This is a genomic window from Marinobacter sp. MBR-105 (assembly GCF_053628895.1).
This window is the reverse complement of sequence record NZ_JBRJHG010000002.1, coordinates 262,846-279,282: the sequence shown is the minus strand read 5'-3', so window position 1 is coordinate 279,282 and position 16,437 is coordinate 262,846. Positions and strand designations below refer to the sequence as shown.

The 16,437-nt window shown below is 59.2% G+C and carries 15 protein-coding genes; 8 read left to right on the top strand and 7 right to left on the bottom strand.

From position 1 onward, the window contains the following. Positions 1 to 2: 2 nt before the first annotated feature. On the bottom strand, positions 3 to 647 hold the full coding sequence (locus tag ACSSVV_RS04295) for a TetR/AcrR family transcriptional regulator (RefSeq protein WP_023011623.1): 645 nt from the start codon (positions 645 to 647) through the stop codon (positions 3 to 5). A 163-nt stretch (positions 648 to 810) separates the two neighbouring features. On the opposite strand from ACSSVV_RS04295, the gene ACSSVV_RS04290 reads away from it, so the two are divergent. Beyond that, the gene (locus ACSSVV_RS04290; protein WP_454105627.1) at positions 811 to 1,902 is read left to right on the top strand and encodes an efflux RND transporter periplasmic adaptor subunit; all 1,092 of its coding nucleotides are present in this window, start codon (positions 811 to 813) and stop codon (positions 1,900 to 1,902) included. After that, on the top strand, positions 1,902 to 4,928 hold the full coding sequence (locus ACSSVV_RS04285; protein ID WP_454105626.1) for an efflux RND transporter permease subunit: 3,027 nt from the start codon (positions 1,902 to 1,904) through the stop codon (positions 4,926 to 4,928). The genes ACSSVV_RS04290 and ACSSVV_RS04285 overlap by 1 nt, the downstream gene beginning before the upstream one ends. Positions 4,929 to 4,936: 8 nt before the next feature. On the opposite strand, the gene ACSSVV_RS04280 is transcribed toward ACSSVV_RS04285, so the two are convergent. The 6 genes from ACSSVV_RS04280 to ACSSVV_RS04255 form a co-directional block, all read right to left on the bottom strand. Further along, positions 4,937 to 6,007 carry a succinylglutamate desuccinylase gene (locus ACSSVV_RS04280; protein ID WP_454105625.1) on the bottom strand — a complete coding sequence of 357 codons (1,071 nt, stop codon included), beginning with the start codon at positions 6,005 to 6,007 and terminating at the stop codon, positions 4,937 to 4,939. Positions 6,008 to 6,178: 171 nt separating this feature from the next. After that, the gene (locus tag ACSSVV_RS04275) at positions 6,179 to 6,901 is read right to left on the bottom strand and encodes an ABC transporter permease (protein ID WP_014422561.1); all 723 of its coding nucleotides are present in this window, start codon (positions 6,899 to 6,901) and stop codon (positions 6,179 to 6,181) included. A gap of 3 nt (positions 6,902 to 6,904) precedes the next feature. After that, positions 6,905 to 7,609, bottom strand: coding sequence for an ABC transporter permease (locus tag ACSSVV_RS04270; RefSeq protein WP_153740583.1), 705 nt, complete (start codon positions 7,607 to 7,609; stop codon positions 6,905 to 6,907). Between the two features lie 47 nt (positions 7,610 to 7,656). After that, positions 7,657 to 8,409, bottom strand: a complete 753-nt coding sequence (locus tag ACSSVV_RS04265) for a transporter substrate-binding domain-containing protein (RefSeq protein WP_454105623.1) — start codon at positions 8,407 to 8,409, stop codon at positions 7,657 to 7,659. Positions 8,410 to 8,515: 106 nt separating this feature from the next. After that, a complete protein-coding gene (locus ACSSVV_RS04260) occupies positions 8,516 to 9,286 on the bottom strand; it encodes an ABC transporter ATP-binding protein (protein WP_222448723.1) in 771 nt (256 codons plus the stop codon). Between the two features lie 153 nt (positions 9,287 to 9,439). Beyond that, positions 9,440 to 10,201: an FCD domain-containing protein gene (locus tag ACSSVV_RS04255; protein ID WP_113879253.1), complete on the bottom strand. Its 762-nt coding sequence runs from the start codon at positions 10,199 to 10,201 to the stop codon at positions 9,440 to 9,442. A gap of 221 nt (positions 10,202 to 10,422) precedes the next feature. On the opposite strand from ACSSVV_RS04255, the gene ACSSVV_RS04250 reads away from it, so the two are divergent. The 6 genes from ACSSVV_RS04250 (at position 10,423) to ACSSVV_RS04225 (ending at position 16,437) form a co-directional block, all read left to right on the top strand. Beyond that, on the top strand, positions 10,423 to 10,848 hold the full coding sequence (locus tag ACSSVV_RS04250) for a GlcG/HbpS family heme-binding protein (RefSeq protein ID WP_113879254.1): 426 nt from the start codon (positions 10,423 to 10,425) through the stop codon (positions 10,846 to 10,848). Between the two features lie 15 nt (positions 10,849 to 10,863). After that, positions 10,864 to 12,336 (top strand): FAD-linked oxidase C-terminal domain-containing protein, encoded by a 1,473-nt coding sequence (locus tag ACSSVV_RS04245; RefSeq protein ID WP_222448725.1) that lies wholly within the window; start codon positions 10,864 to 10,866, stop codon positions 12,334 to 12,336. Continuing rightward, positions 12,329 to 13,396, top strand: a complete 1,068-nt coding sequence (glcE, locus tag ACSSVV_RS04240; RefSeq protein WP_022990759.1) for a glycolate oxidase subunit GlcE — start codon at positions 12,329 to 12,331, stop codon at positions 13,394 to 13,396. Before ACSSVV_RS04245 ends, glcE begins: the two co-directional genes overlap by 8 nt. Before the next feature lie 2 nt (positions 13,397 to 13,398). Next, positions 13,399 to 14,607 carry a glycolate oxidase subunit GlcF gene (gene glcF, locus ACSSVV_RS04235; RefSeq protein WP_022990760.1) on the top strand — a complete coding sequence of 403 codons (1,209 nt, stop codon included), beginning with the start codon at positions 13,399 to 13,401 and terminating at the stop codon, positions 14,605 to 14,607. 106 nt (positions 14,608 to 14,713) lie between these two features. After that, positions 14,714 to 15,151 carry a DUF4124 domain-containing protein gene (locus ACSSVV_RS04230; protein WP_022990761.1) on the top strand — a complete coding sequence of 146 codons (438 nt, stop codon included), beginning with the start codon at positions 14,714 to 14,716 and terminating at the stop codon, positions 15,149 to 15,151. Between the two features lie 83 nt (positions 15,152 to 15,234). Then, entirely contained in the window at positions 15,235 to 16,437 is a 1,203-nt protein-coding gene (locus ACSSVV_RS04225) for a multidrug effflux MFS transporter (protein ID WP_022990762.1), read from the top strand.

The following is a 16,437-nucleotide window of genomic DNA, read 5'->3' as shown; positions in this document are numbered from 1 at the left end:
GTTCAGTGTACCGGCTGGCTGGAGATAGAGCGGGTCAGCATATCCATGGTGTGGCGAATCAGTGCTTCGGAAGGAAACTCCTGAGCCTGGGTTGACTCTGCCTGGCACAGCATGATCACTCCATGGAGGGCACCGCGCAGGTAAAGTGCGGTTTGCGCCGGCGACTGTATGCGGTCGCGGCTGATGGTGCCGTCTTCAAGGCCGAGATGAATCGCCGCTTCCATCAGCACCATCAGTTCGTTCTTTGAACACAGCATCTCCCTGGCCTGGTCTTCTTCCGCATCAGCGATGGCGGTGGAAGCCTTGGTCAGGGCAGTGAAGTAGTCCGGAGCTTCCACAAAGAAACGATAGTAAGCCTCACCCATGGCCCGGATTTTCCCCAGCCCGGTATCGGTTGCCTGCATGGCACGCTCAAACCGGGTCACCAGATCCTGCCCCGCCCGTAGCATGATGCCTCGCTGGATGGCGGCCTTATCCTTGAAGTAGACATACAGCAGGGCGCGGCTCAGGCTTGCGGTGCGCGCAATGTCGTCCATGGAGGTACGATCGTAGCCCTTTTCTGAGAACACCCGTTCGGCGGCGTCCAGAATGGCGTCGTACCTGGCCTGTTTTTCCCGTTCCCGTCGTGACTTCAGCGGTTCATTCATTGTGATCCCGAGCTTTCCGGCTTTGGCTGCATGATAACTGAAAACCGATGAAAGCCGATTATTGACAATTTGTCAAAGAGTGACATGATGTCCGAAACAATGGGCAACCTCCGATGGACCGGAGGTCACAATCAACCTGTTCAGGGAAAGGGGCTGGAACACTATGTCTCTCACACTACGTCACTCTCCGTTTGTTCTGGCCAGTGCGCTGCTGGCCGTGCTGTCTGTTGCCGGCTGCCGCGGTGGCGGTACCGAATCCGGCGAAAACGCTGAAAATACTCCGGTCTCCGTGCGGGTATCCGCTGTCACCGGTGGCCAGATGGAAGAAATTCCTATGCGGTTTTCCGGCATTGTACGAGCAGCCCAGCGGGCAACCCTCACATTTCAGGTCAGCGGGACGCTGAAGGAACGCCCGGTTGAGCTGGGGCAGACGGTAAAGCCCGGTGATGTGCTGGCGCGTCTGTACAATCCGGCGCTGGAACCGGCGCGGGATTCCGCAGCTGCCCGCCTGGATGAGCTGAGAACCCAGTTTGAACAGGCCCAGCGGGAGTGGGAACGCTCCAGCCGGTTGCATCAGCGAGGCGTGGTCTCGGAGCAGACGCTGGAACAGATTGCCGCCCGCCGGGATTCGCTGAGGGCAAGCATGGCGACGGCCGAAGCCTCACTGGCCGAAGCCACAAGGCTGCTTGAGGAAAGCGTTTTGAAGGCGCCCTTTGCCGGGCAGGTGGAAGCATTGCTGGTGGAGCGGGATGAGTTCGTGGGGGCGGGGCAGCCGGTCATGCGCTTGTCCTCGCCGCTGGGGCGGGAAGTGGAAGTGCGGGTGCCTGCGCACTTGCTCGGCCATGTCCGGATTGGTCAGGAGTTACCGGTTTGGCTGGTGCAGGACCGGAACCGTGAACCTGCCACTGGCACTGTGGTTGAGATTGCCCAGGGCAGTTCCATCCGCGGGGAATTGCATCCGGTACTGGTCAGCCTGCCACCAAATTCCCTGTCCTCCGGTGAGCCGGTGGAAGTGGGCATTGCCCCGGTGCGGGAATCTGCCATTACCGTGCCCCTGCTGGCGGTCGTTCGCGACAGTACCGGCACCAGTGTGTTCCGGGTGCAAGACCAGGTAGCCCAGCGGGTTCCGGTAGAGGTTGACCGGGTCATCGGTGAGCGCGTGATGGTGCACCCCGGCGCATTGAGCCCGGGAGATCAGGTGGTGTATGCCGGTATGACCCGGCTGGTGGATGGTGACACCGTGGAGGTGCGCTGATGACCCGCCGACTGCTTAATTATCAACGCTTGCTGGGCATGGTGGTGACCATGCTCTGTCTGCTCGGCATTGCCGCCTACAGCACCATGCCCCGTCAGGAAGATCCGAGTTTCCCATACCGGGCCGGCATGATCACCGTGAGTTATCCCGGTGCCAGTGCCGAGGCGGTTGAGCGCCTGGTGCTTCAGCCGCTGACCGATGAGTTACGCCAGGTCGAAGAGCTGGACTGGAGCCAGGGCACCGCCAGAACCGGCGTGGCACTGGCCCGGCTGAAACTCCGGGACCGCATCTACGACACCGATTCGGCCTGGGATCGGGTTCGTCAGGCCATGGAGCGGGCGCGCCAGGATTTTCCTGATGACGTGGGTCTGATGGAGCTGGACGACCGGCTGATCGACATCCCGGCCGTGGTGCTGGCTGTGGGTGGTTCACCCTCCGTGACCGAGCTTTCGGAGGTGGCCGAACGCCTGAAACAGAACCTTCTGGATATCCCCGGCATCTCCCGTATTGAGCTTGAAGGGGATGCCGATGAACAGATTACCCTGGCACTTGACGATGCCGCACTGTATCGCCTGGGGGTGCCGCCCAAGCGGATACTCGATACCCTGGCCCGGCGAAACCAGACTATCCCGGGTGGTTTCGTGGTGGTGGAAGGCAAGCGCCTTTCGGTATTGCCCAACACCGAATTCACCGACATAGACGCGATACGCGCCACACCCATCGAGCTGCCAGATGGCTCCCAGGTGCCCCTGGCCGCGGCCGCAGAAGTCTGGCGTGGGCCGGCCGAGCCCCGGCAGCCAGAGACCTGGTTCGACGGCGAGCGAGTGGTGCTGCTGTCGATCATCATGGAAGAAGGTTCTACCGACGCCATCCGCTTTGGCGAGCGGATCCGGGAACGGCTGGACCAGGTGCGCCCGGACTTCGAGCCCTACCAGCTCCGCGAGATGTTTTTTCAGCCCGACAAGGTCTCTGACCGGCTGGATGACCTGGCCTGGAGCCTGGTGCTGTCGGTACTGATCATCGTGGCGGTGGTATTTACCGGCATGGGTATCCGCATGGGCCTGCTGGTGGCGTCCATCCTGCCCATGGTGGCCCTGATCAGCGTGGGGCTCTATGACCTCGGGGGTGGTGTGTTACATCAGATTGCCGTTATCGGGATGGTCATTTCCCTGGGTATCCTGATCGACAACGCCATTGTGATTGTGGAAAACATACAGGGCCATCTGGATGAGGGCATGCGCCGGCTGGATGCCCTGCGCAAGGCGGTCGGTGAGCTGGCCGGGCCCTTGGGTGCGTCTACCGGTACAACACTGGCCGCTTTTGCACCGCTGTTAATGGCCAAGGGCGGCGCCGCGGATTTCACCCGGGGCGTACCGGTCATGATCATGCTCACCCTCTCTGTGAGCTATCTGCTGGCGATTTCTGCCGTGCCCCTGCTGGCGGCGCGTTTTCTGAAGCCCCGGAAAAACCTTCACAAAGACCGTCTTATTGGTCTGGCCCGCTACCTCGGTGGCCTGGTGTATCGGCACCCGGGCCGGTTGATTACCGCCGGCGCCCTGCTGGTGGTTATCAGCCTGGGCATGACCCCGTTCATGGCCCAGCAATTTTTCCCCAACGCTGACCGCCCCCGTGTCATCGTCGAGATGTACATGCCCGAAGGCACCGATCAGGCTCGAACCGCTGAAGTGGCGGCGGTTCTGGAACAGGCCATTCGGACCCGGCAAGAGGCACTGGAAGTGCACCGCTTTGTCGGCTTTACCGGGCCCTCGTTCTATTACAACCTACAGCGCTCGCCACAGGCGCCTAACCGGGCAAGGCTGGTGGTTCGCACGCCGACGCTGGCCGATACCACCGACCTGGTGAAATGGATCCGCCACGAGGCCGCCCGGTCGCTACCGGAGCTGGATATCACCGCCGGGATTCTGGGGCAGGGACCACCGCGGCCTGCGCCGGTAGAAGTCCGTGTCTTCCATCCGGACGACAATGCCCGCGCCCGGGCCACCGAGCAAGTCTATGCCATTCTCAGGGGTGTTGAGGGCACGGTGGATGTTCGCCACGATCTCGACATTGGTGTGCCCAGCATCGCCATCAATGTGGACGACGCCACCGCCGCCCGCTATGGCCTCACCCGAGCCGATGTTGCCCAGAGCCTGTATGGCCAGAGCTACGGCGCCGTGGCTGAGCGTTATCGACAGGAGGACGACCCGATACCCATCGTGTTGCGCTCCCGCGAAGGCACGTCGCTGTCACTGTCGCGCCTGCTGTCTGTGAATACCTACAACGACCAGGGCGATGCCATTCCGCTATCGGCCGTGGCCACGGTGGAAACCACTTGGGAACCGGCGGCGGTTTACCTGCGCAACGGGGTACGGGTGAATACGGTCAGTGCCAATCTGGAGGAAGACTACAGCTTCAGCCAGGCGCTGGACGGCCTGTATGCGGGCCTGGAACAGAACCCGTTGCCGGCGGGCACGCGACTGGACATGGGAGGAGATGCCGAAGGTTCTGACCGTGCCAACTCCGCACTGCTGACCGCGGCACCGATCGGCATGCTGCTGTTGCTGTTCTTCCTGCTGTTGCAGTTCAACTCCTTCCGGCGGGTGGGCATTATCCTGCTGACCGTACCGCTGGCAACTGTTGGCATTTTCCCGGGGCTGGTTCTGTCCGGTTCGCCCTTCGGTTTTCAGTCGCTGCTGGGGGTGATTGCTCTGGTTGGTATCGTGGTGAACAACGCCATCGTCCTGCTGGACGTAATGGATCGGGAGCTGGAACGGGGCCGAGCCATTGCCGATGCGGTGCGCACCGCTGTGGAACGCCGTACCCGGCCCATCCTGCTGACCACCGCAACCACCGTGGCCGGCCTGCTGCCGCTGGCGTTCTCAAGTTCCACCCTGTGGCCACCCATGGCCTGGGCCATCATCAGTGGTCTGCTGGCTTCGACGGTCCTGACCCTGCTGGTGATACCGTCAGTCTGCACCAAACTGATCAAACTGCCGGTGGGCGAACCCGAAAACGCGCCGGCCTGACCCTGGTGTCATGTACAGGGCGGCTCAGACAGAGCCGGCCCTGTACACCTGGCTCGGATCATCAAACCCACCCGCTGGCCCACAGGCACCGCCCGGTTTGGAAACACCACCGCCTCCGGCGCGGTTCCGACCCGGTAGTCATCCTGATCATCCTCCCAGATCACCGTGCCAGGCTGATACTCCGTGAAGTTCGCCACATCGTCCGGAACATGAAACCGGAAAGACGGCCCGGTATTGAGCACCTCATGCACCACCTCAAACACCGTCAGATGATCAAATGGTGGCCGCACTGCCGGTGCTGCCTCGCCCCGGAAACGACGGCGCAAGGCTCGCTCAATGCCTTGGAACCGTCGCAGATCATTCCGGCCAAACGGCTCCACCTTGCCCAGTTCAATGGTAAAACTCTCCGCCTTCAGCGTGCTGGCAGTGAACGATGAAAACACTGTCGATTCCTTATGCTGGAGCAACAGGGTCTCCACCTCGGCCTCCAGCAGGAACGCACACTGGCCGGCCGGAACCGACCGCCCGTCCACGAACGGGTACAGCGCAAAGCGCTCCCGTTTCGACGGGCGAATAGCGGTATGCAGATCATAATGGCTTAACGCCAGGCCCTGATGCGCCATCGCAAACTGCCGACACATCTCCTCCAGAAACCGAGCCCGCCGGCCCTCCGCAAGCCCGGAATATTCCGGTTTGCCATGGGCGCCATTGAACAACCGGTTCATGTTCACTTCCAGAAACCGCTCACCCGCTACCATGGCAGGAGGGTTGCCCAGGATCAGCAGCAGCGGGCACGCCAGCGACCACTCCCCGGAAAGCAACTCCGACACCAGCGTGTTGAGCACTTCAATCGGCGCCGTTTCATTGCCATGCACACCGGCAGAAATGATCAGGGCTTCTTGGTTCGGGTTAGCCCTGTCAGCCGGTGGCGTCAGCCACAGAACCCCGTTGGCCTTACGGGAGACCTGAGTGCCATCGGGCAGGGCGGTTTTGGTTTCGGGGAGATCAGCGGAAGCGTTGGCGAGGGTATGGCTCAGCCAGTCCGGATGGAAATCAAAAAGACGATTCGAAGCGTTCATCGATACCCCGCAAAAGGTTCGGGGTCAGCCGGCGGGAACGTCTTCCGGGAATGTCGAAGGCCAAGGATGGCCTTCGAGAAGCGCACATGGATGTGCTCGTAGCGGTTCCCGGAAGACGTTCCCGCCGGCTGGCCGTGCACCAGGATTGGATGATGGGTTGTAGGGCGCTGCTCAGGAATTAACTGGCCGCTGGTGCCGCAATAGATGGTTTTCCAGCTTGCGGAAAGCAAACACCAGAATAAACGTCAGCGCCATATAACAAAGCGCCACGAAAATAAACGCATCAAACGGTGCATAAAACCGCGAATAAATATTCCGTGCCGCCCCTGTCAGGTCAACAATGGTGACCACACTGGCAATCGCACTGGCGTGCAGCATGAAAATCACCTCGTTGGAATAAGCCTGAACCGCGCGACGCGCCGCGCTTGGCAGAATGATCCGGCGCATCCGCAGAAACCAGTTCATGCCATAGGCTTTCGCCGCCTCAATCTCACCATGGGGCGTAGACATAATCGCCCCCCGGATAATCTCCGTGGTATAGGCCGCCGTATTCAGCGTGAAGGCCAACAGGGCAGGATACAGAGGTTCCCGGAAGATCTCCCACCAGAAAGTCTCCTGAATCCCCGGAATCTGCGCTACTCCATAATAGATAATGTACAGCTGGATCAGCAGCGGCGTGCCCCGGAACAAATAGGTGTAGATCCAGATTGGCCCGGATACCAGTGGATTCCGGACCGTACGCAGAATCGCCAGCGGCACCGCCACCACCAGACCGATGACCAGCGATAGAAACACCAGGTGCACGGTCGTAACCAGACCGTCCCAGTACTCCATCAGCGTCATAGCCGTGAAAATCTCGTTCTTGTTCAACCACTCGGCAATGAAATCAGGCATCGTTTAATTCCCCTGAACCACGCCGACATTGGCTCGACGATCAAGCCACTTGATAAACAGTTCCGACCCTGCCGTCAGTGCCAGATACACGGCAGCCACTGGTATGAAGAAGTGGAAAGGCATGCGCTCCGCCTTGGCCGCTTCCTCCGCCACCCGAACCATATCGGTCAGGCCAATGATGGACACCAGCGCGGTGGTCTTGAGCAACACCTGCCAGTTATTGCCGATGCCGGGCAGGGCGTGGCGTAACATCTGCGGGATCATCACCCGCCGGAAGGTATGCCAGCGGGAAAAACCATAGGCCTTGGCCGCCTCAATCTGACCGACATCCACGGCCAGAAAGGCGCCGCGAAAGGTTTCGGTCATATAGGCACCGAAAATCAGGCCGATGGTCACCACGCCGGAAATGAAAGGATCAAACTGGAAGAAAAAGTCGATACCGCGGGTTTCCCACAGATAATCCGAAAGCATGTTCACCGCTACCTGGCCGCCGTAATAGAACAGCAGCATCATCACCAGATCCGGAACCCCGCGAATCAGTGTGGTATAGGCGGTTGCGATGCCGGCGGCAACACGACTGCCGGAGAGTTTTGCGCTGGCACCAACCAGGCCAAGCGCCAGGGCCAGGGCCAGAGACAGGAAGGCCAACTCAATGGTGATGACCGCTCCTTCTGCGAGGGCCGGGCCATAGCCTTTCAGATCAAACATGGGAGTATCCGGTCAGCGGGGGCGACGTGGCGCCGCCCCCGTGGTCATTACATCTTGATATCGTAGTTGAAGTACTTCTTCATGATGGTGTCGTAGGTGCCATCTTCCTTCAACGTGCTCAGGGCGGCGTTTACTTCTTCGGCCAGGTCAGCATCACGCTTGCGCATGGCAACGCCCACGCCTTTGCCAAGCTTTACGGGCTTGCCCACTTCCTTGAAGCCTTCTTTGGACAGAACGGTCTGCTCGCCTACCGGATAGTCAACAAAGACCACATCCAGACGCTGGCCTTCGAGGTCCAGCACCATGTCGTCAGCGGTGGTGTAGCGCTTGATTTCAACAATGCCACCCATGTTCTCGGTCACGTAGGTGTCCATGGTGGTACCGCGCTGAACGCCGACAGTCTTGCCTTTCATGGCCTCCATGTCGGTTACATCGGTGTTGAAATCGTTCGGGCCGAACCAGCCACCCGGGGTGTTGTAGTACGGCTCGGAGAAGAGCACGCGCTCGGCACGCTCCGGTGTGATCGACATGGACGACATGATCAGATCAAATTTACGAGCCAGCAGGCCCGGAATCATGCCGTCCCATGCCTGGATGACGAATTCGCAGTTGGCGTTCATCTCTTCACACATGGCGTCGGCCAGTTCCACTTCAAAACCGGTCAGCTCACCGTTTTCGTCTTTGTATTCGAATGGCTCGTAGGGCACATCAAAAGCAATGCGCAGGTTTCTTTCCTGAGCCTGGGCCGTGCCGGCAACCAGGGCCAGGGCGCAACTTGCTGCAACAATCAGTTTTTTCATGTGTCACTTCTCCAGTAATTCGCCACAAAGGCTTTATTTTTTATGGAAGTTTCGGGAGCTTCTCTTTAACTCCAGGTCCAACACCGATTCAAGATAGCACTGGTGTTCAGAACTTGGGAGCAAGAAATTGCTTCATACGCTCGGAATCCGGGTTATCGAAAACCTTGTCCGGGGTTCCCTGCTCCTCAATCACGCCCTGATGCAAAAACAGGACCTGGCTCGACACATCCCTTGCAAACGCCATCTCGTGGGTGACCACGATCATGGTGCGGCCTTCCTCGGCCAGACTCTGCATAACTTTCAGGACCTCGCCCACCAGTTCCGGGTCCAGGGCTGAGGTTGGTTCATCAAACAGCATCACCTCCGGCTCCATGGCCAGCGCCCGGGCAATGGCTGCCCGCTGCTGCTGCCCGCCGGACATCTGGGCCGGGTAGTAGTCCTTGCGTTCGTAGATGCCGACCTTGTTCAGGTAGGCCTCTGCCCGCTCGATGGCTTCTTTCTTCGGAATCTTCAGAACGTGAACTGGCGCTTCAATGATGTTCTCCAGCACCGTCATATGGGACCAGAGATTGAAGCTCTGGAACACCATGGAGAGGCGGGCCCGGATCAGTTCCACTTGGCGGTTATCGGCGGGTACCCGTTCACCTTTTCGGTTTTCGGTGAACCGGATTGGGTCGCCGTGCACAATAATGTCGCCGGAGGTGGGGGTTTCCAGCAGATTGATGCAGCGCAGAAAGGTACTCTTGCCGGAACCGGAACTGCCAATCAGGGAAACCACATCACCCTTACGGGTTTCCAGAGAGATGCCCTTGAGAACTTCCAGCTTGTCAAAGGTCTTGTGGATGTCCCTGCAAATAAGAGGCGCTGGTTCCGCCATGGCTGGCTCCTGAGACTGTCATACAAAGGCGCATGTTTTACGGACTGTTGCCGTGGAAATCAATACCGCTTTGTTGGGTTTTCGTGAATTTCAAGGCGGGTTATTGAAGGTAATATTGGCCTAATTGTTGATCAATGCAAACATTTTGGCGTCTCAGTCGTCTGAGCTGGCGTTAAGTAATTCCTGCAGATCGTCCGGCGCGGGAATACGAAGCAGCTCGTCACCTTCTTTCTCCATGTCCTTCATGGTTTTTCTCACAAAGCACACGTGCGCCATTGCGATTTTACGTGCCTGGTCTGGCTTTGAGGCCATGATGGCTTCATACAGCTGCCTGTGCTGGCGCATAATTTTACGGCGCATGTCTTCCCGGGGGTTCAGGTTGGAGACCGAGGCCTGAACTGTCAGCAGCATCATGTTTTTGAGCCCGTTCAGGATGTGCACAAGAATGGGGTTGTGAGAGGCTTCGACAATGGCCAGGTGGAATCCGTGGTCTGGTCTTGCATTGCTCAACGGGTCGGTGTCTTCCAGCGCCCGGAAAGCCTTGGTTAGTCGGTGGCGATCAAGGTTGTTGGCCCGCTGTGCGGCTAGAAAAGCTGCTTGCCCCTCAAGCTGTTCTCTTACCTCCAGCAGGTCGTAAAGCGTTCTGGAATGGCCTTGATACAGGTACATCAGAGGATTGTCGGCGCCCCGCACGTTCGATTCGGGGACGATGCTGGCCACAAAAGACCCCTTGCCGTGGCGTGTTTCAATCACGCCACGGGCTTGCAATTCATGCAGCGCTTCTCTGATGACAGACCGTGAGACACCCAGCCGCTTAACGAGTTGGCGCTCGGACGGCATCTTTTGTCCGGGTGCAAGGCCCCCATCGAGAATCAGGTGCTCAAGCTTGTAAGAAATCTCTCTGGCTATGCTCATGCTTTCAGCTGGTCTGACCAGTTACGGTTAATGTTAACAATTCTATGTCAGGGCACCAGTCACCAACAAATTTCATTTGTAGCGGCAGGTTAGACCTCAGAGGCTGTGGAAGTACGTGACAAACTGGTCAGACCAGTTGGCAAAATGATGGACGGCTCAGCTGAGTAGGGTGACTATGATATGTCCATCTGTTTTGTAACAAAAAGCACCGGAGCTGAGACATGATAACGATCAAACGACTGGACCTTGATGATGCCCGCACTCTGGTAAAAGGCGCTGCTGACAAAGCTCGGGAGATCGGAGTACCCATGTGCATCGCGGTCGTGGACGAATCCGGAAATCTGATTGCTTTCGAGCGAATGGATGGTGGAAAAACATCCAGCGTGGTTGTTGCGCAGGACAAAGCTTTCACAGCCGCTGCCGCACGCAAAGCAACACACGAATACAATGCTGCCAATGTGCCAGGCAATCTGGCGTTCGGAATTCATACTGAGGTGGGAGGACGCCTTAGTACTGTTGGAGGGGGCCTTCCGGTGATAGTTGATGGTGAGGTTGTCGGCGGTATCGGTCTGAGCTCTGGCACGCCTCAGCAGGATATGGATTGTGCTCAGTGCGGTATCGACTATTTTTTAAGCAACTACAAATAGAAAACTGAGAATGCTATGACAACCAAAGCAAAAGTCAGCAAATCCCGGCTGGCGGAGCAGTTCCGGGCCTTTATTGACCCGGACTTCGTCATCACCGATGACGAAACCCTGAAACCCTATGAGTGCGATGGCCTGGCCATGTACCGGGAAATGCCCATGCTGGTGGTGCTCCCGGAAACCGTGGAACAGGTGCAGCGGGTCATGCGCATTTGCCACGAAAACGGTGTGCCGGTGGTGGCCCGTGGTGCCGGTACCGGTTTGTGTGCCGGTGCCATGCCGCATAAGGAAGGGGTAGTGCTCTCGCTGGCCAAGTTTAACCAAATTCTGAACATTGATCCGATTGGTCGCACCGCACGCCTGCAGCCGGGTGTCCGTAACCTGGCGATCAGCGAAGAGGCTGCACAGTACGGCCTTTATTACGGTCCGGATCCTTCCTCTCAGATCGCCTGCACCATTGGCGGCAACGTGGCCGAAAACTCCGGTGGCGTGCACTGCCTGAAGTACGGCCTGACCGTGCACAACATCCTCAGTGTGGAAATGATCACCGCCGAGGGTGACCGGGTAACGGTCGGCAGTGATGGTCTGGACAGCTGCGGTATGGATCTGCTGGCGCTGCTCACCGGCTCTGAAGGACTGCTGGGCGTGGTCACCGAGGTGAAGGTGAAACTGCTGCCCAAGCCGGAAGTGGCACAGGTGATCATGGCGGGCTTCGACAGCATCGAGAAAGCGGGCGACGCGGTGGGTGGCGTGATTTCCCACGGCATCATCCCCGGTGGCCTGGAAATGATGGATGGTCATGCCATTGTCGCGGCCGATGACTTCTGCGGTGCCGGGTATCCCCGGGATGCCAAGGCCCTGCTGCTGTGTGAAGTGGACGGCACCGAAGAGGAAGTGCACGAACACATCGCAGAGGCCGAAGCGCTGTTCCGTAAGCTGGGCGCGACCTCCATTCGCACCTCACAGAGCGAGGAAGAGCGGGCTCTGCTGTGGAAAGGGCGCAAGTCGGCCTTCCCGGCGGTGGGGCGGATCTCGCCGGATTATTACTGCATGGATGGCACCATTCCGCGTCGCTATCTGGCCAAGGTATTGCTGGAAATGGAAAAGATGTCAGAAGAGTTCGGCCTGCGGGTGGCGAACGTGTTTCATGCGGGCGATGGCAACCTGCACCCGCTGATCCTGTTTGATGCCAACGTGCCAGGCGAGTTTGAGCGCACCGAGGCGTTCGGCAGCAAGATCCTGGAACTCTGTGTTGAGGTGGGTGGCTGCATCACCGGTGAGCATGGCGTGGGCGTGGAGAAAATTCGCCAGATGGCGGTGCAGTTCAATGATGACGAGCTGCAGCAGTTCCACGATGTGAAAGCGGCCTTCGACCCCACCGGAATTCTGAACCCGGGCAAAGGGGTGCCCACCCTGAAATTCTGTCAGGAATACCGCTCCATCGAGCACAAGCAACACAAGCACGAAGAGGCGGACACTGCCCATGGCTGATCAGATCCAACCGATACAGGAGCAGGTGCTCCAGGCCCGCAATAACGGGCAGAAACTCAACATTGTCGGCGGCGGCAGCAAGTCCTTTATGGGGCGCCAGAGCGATGCTGATGCCAGCACTCTGAGCCTGGCCGAGCACACTGGTGTGGTGGAATACCATCCGGTAGAGCTGGTGCTGACGGTACGTGCCGGTACCACTCTGAAAGAAATTGAAGCGGTGCTGGCGGAGCAGGGCCAGTGTCTGCACTTTGAGCCGCCGCATTTTGGCGACGCATCCACCATCGGTGGCACCCTGGCCTGTAACCTGTCCGGCCCCGCCAGGCCCTGGACGGGCTCGGTGAGGGATCAGGTGCTGGGTATTCGCCTGCTGAACGGCAAGGGCGAACACCTGCGTTTTGGTGGCCAGGTGATGAAAAACGTGGCGGGATATGACGTTTCCCGTTTGCAGGCCGGCGCCATGGGAACGCTCGGGGTGATCACCGAAATCAGTCTGAAAGTCATGCCTAAGCCGGCGGCCACCGTTACCCTGGTGCGGGAGATGGCCATGGACGAGGTGGTGGAGTACATGAACCGCCGTGCCGGTGAGCCCAAACCCATCACCGGTGCCTGCTGGGTCGATGGCAAGGTGTACCTGCGCCTGGCCGGTGCAAAATCAGCGGTTGAGGCGACCGCCGAGAAGTGGGGTGGCGAGGTTATGGCTGAGGGTGACCAGTTCTGGCGAGAGGTTCAGGACATGCAGCACGGCTTCTTTGACGATCCGGAAACTCCTCTCTGGCGGTTCTCCCTGGATTCCACCGCCAGAACGCCGAAGCTGGACGGCCCCTGGATGATCGACTGGGTTGGCTCCCAGCGATGGTATCGCGGCCAGGCCTCACTCAGCGATCTGGAGCCACTGGCTCGTGCTGTCGGTGGTCAGGTCAGCCTGTTCCGGGGTGGTGATCGCACTGCCGAAGTGATGCAAAGCCAACCCGAGGCGTTGAAAACCATCCAGCGCCGCGTGAAACACTCGTTCGATCCCGACGGCATTTTCAATCCCGGCCGTCTCTATAGCTGGTTGTAATTATGCAAACGAATCTGGTTCAACAATTTGCCAATGATCCCGAAGGTCAGGAAGCGGAGGAGATACTCAGGGCCTGTGTGCATTGCGGTTTCTGCACCGCAACCTGCCCAACCTACCAGGAACTGAACGACGAGCGGGATGGCCCCCGTGGCCGCATCTATCTGATGAAGATGTTCCTGGAAGGCGGCGAAGTCACCGAGAAGACCCGTGAACATCTCGACCGCTGCCTGACGTGTCGAAGCTGTGAAACCACCTGTCCCTCCGGCGTGAAATATGGCCGCCTGGTGGATATCAGCCGTGGTTTGATGGAAAAAGAGCTGTCGCGCAAGCCGCAGGAAAAATGGTTGCGCTGGGCGCTGACCCGTTTCCTGCCGGACCGCCGGCTGTTCGGGTTGATGCTTCGACTGGGTCAGGCCTTCCGTCCGGTACTGCCGGAGCGGCTGCGCACCAAGGTGCCTCCTCGCCGACACGCAAGCCCCTGGCCCTCGTCGAGCCACAGCCGCGTGGTTCTGGCTCTGGCCGGCTGTGTTCAGCCGTCAGCTGCGCCGAATACCAACGCGGCTGCGGCCCGGGTGCTGGACAAGCTCGGTGTGACCATGGTGGAAGCCCCCGAGGCCGGATGTTGTGGCGCGGTGAACTACCATCTTTCCGAACATGAGCGCGGTCTGGAACAGATGCGCCGCAACATCGATGCCTGGTGGCCCGCCATTGAAGCCGGAGCCGAGGCCATCATCATGACCGCGTCAGGTTGTGGTGCCATGGTCCAGGATTACGGCCATCTGCTGAAAGATGACCCGGTGTACGCCAATAAGGCAAGGAAGGTCAGCGAGCTGTGCACTGATCTTGGGGCGTTCCTGCTGAAGGAAGACCTGGAGCCCCTGAAGGCCAGTGCCCAGGCGGGCAAGGTGGCGTTCCACTGTCCGTGTACCCTGCAGCATGCCATGAAACAGAATGGGGTGGTGGAGCAGGTGCTCACCAAGGCGGGTATCGACCTGGCGGCCACCAAAGACAAGCACCTGTGCTGTGGCTCGGCGGGTACCTATTCCATTACCCAGCCGGAGATGAGCCAGAAGCTGCTGGATAACAAGCTCAAGGCGCTGACGGTGGATAACCCGGTACGGATTGTCACGGCCAACATTGGCTGCCAGTTGCACCTGGAGAGCAAAGCAGACGTACCGGTGAACCACTGGATCGAATTGCTGGACCGCTGATCCGTTCCTGAAAGTGGCGCTGGCTTTCGGTATAGTTACCAGCGCCTGTCCCGCTGCTGTGATGGTGGCGGGGCTCTCCCTCAGACTATTCACAGGATGTGAACCCATGCCAAGGAAACTGGCCCTGAGCCTGCTTTTCGTTACCGCTGCAGCGCCCGCCACTGCTGAAATCTACCGCTGGACCGATGCCAACGGGTCCATACACTTTTCCGATACGCCACCCAGGCAGGTGCGACATTCCAGTGTTTCGGTGAAACCACCGGTGACCGTCCCCATGGGCGAAAATATCCGCCAGGCCGACCGGGTGCGGCAAAGCCGGGCTGAAGTGGAGCGCTTGCTGGCTCCCGGCAGCAAGGATCGCTATGCCCAGGCCAGAGAGGCAAAAAAGCAGGCGCAACAGTGCGAGAAATATCGGAAGCAGTTGGACCGGATTCAGGGCCAGTTGCGAGCCGGTTACAGCAATGATCGAGGCAATGGCCTGCGCCAGAAACGACGCAAACTCAGTCAACTCTATAGCCGGGAGTGCATGCTCGACCAGAACTGATTTCCGCGCTGGCTTCGGAAACCGCGCATTGCGGTCCTTTCCTGAATATTATTAGCTATCTATCTAGTCAGCGGAGGTAGCACTTGTCTCATTTTCAGCTCGCGTTATTACTTGGTATGACCGTCGCCCTGGGGCCTCTGGCTCTGGATGCGTATTTGCCCGCGTTCCCCGATATTGCTGAGGGTTTTGGTATTCCCCATGCGGATGTGGGCCTGACTCTGAGTGCCTATGTCGCCACCCTTGGTCTCGCACAACTGGTGGGCGGGCCTTTGTCGGATCGCTATGGCCGCAAGCTGATACTGTTTGTCGGGCTGACCATTTTCGCCATTGCCGCGATGATGATTGCCGGAGCCGATACCCTGGCGGAGTTGGTGGGCTGGCGAATTGTACAGGGCATCGGCGGTGCCTTCTGTGCGGTCTCGGTGCCTGCGATTGTCCGCGACCAGGTGGGTGGGCAGGAAGCGGCGCGCCTGTTCGGCCTGATTGGCCTGATCATGTTTATTGCCCCGGCCGCGGCACCTTCACTGGGTGCGTTGATGCTTGCGCTCGGCGATTGGCACTGGATTTTCGTATTTCTGGCCGGCTACGCGCTCTTGCTGGCGGTCGTGCTGCAAATCGCCCTGTTTCCCAGGTTGAAACCCAGGCCCCAGGCCTCGACGCCGGTGAAAACTCTGGTAACCAACTACATGCTGGTGCTTCGCCACGGCACAACCATGCGCTTTATCGGGATTCAGGTGATGTGCTTCAGCACCATGCTGCTGTTCATTACCCATTCGTCGTTTATCTACCAGGAGTGGTTCGGCCTGTCCAACGCCAGTTTCTCCATGCTGTTCGCGGCCAATATCGGATTGATGGCGGTGCTGAATCTGGTCAACCGGCCGCTGTTGCGGCGCGTCCCATCAGTCACCCTGTTGCGGGTACAGGTTATGCTGCAGTTCCTGATGCTGGTCGGGTTGGTTACCGTGGTCATTCTGGACGGGCCGTTCTGGGCGGTGGCGTTGTTCATCATTGGCGCCATTGGCTGTCAGGGCGGGATCGTGCCTAACAACATGGCCAATGCGCTGGAGTTCTTTCCGCATCTGGGCGGAACCGCCGCCGCTATGCTGGGCGCCTCTCAATTCACCCTGGCTGGAGGGATCAGTGCGCTGTCATCGGCTTTAGGAGGTGATGCGCTTCTGCCTATTGTGCTGAGCATGCTGGCCTGCTCGGCTGGCGCGGTGGTGTTGGCGGCCGGAGCTCCAGCCGCGATTGCCCGGGAAAAGGCCAGGGCCGAAACCCTGGCCTGA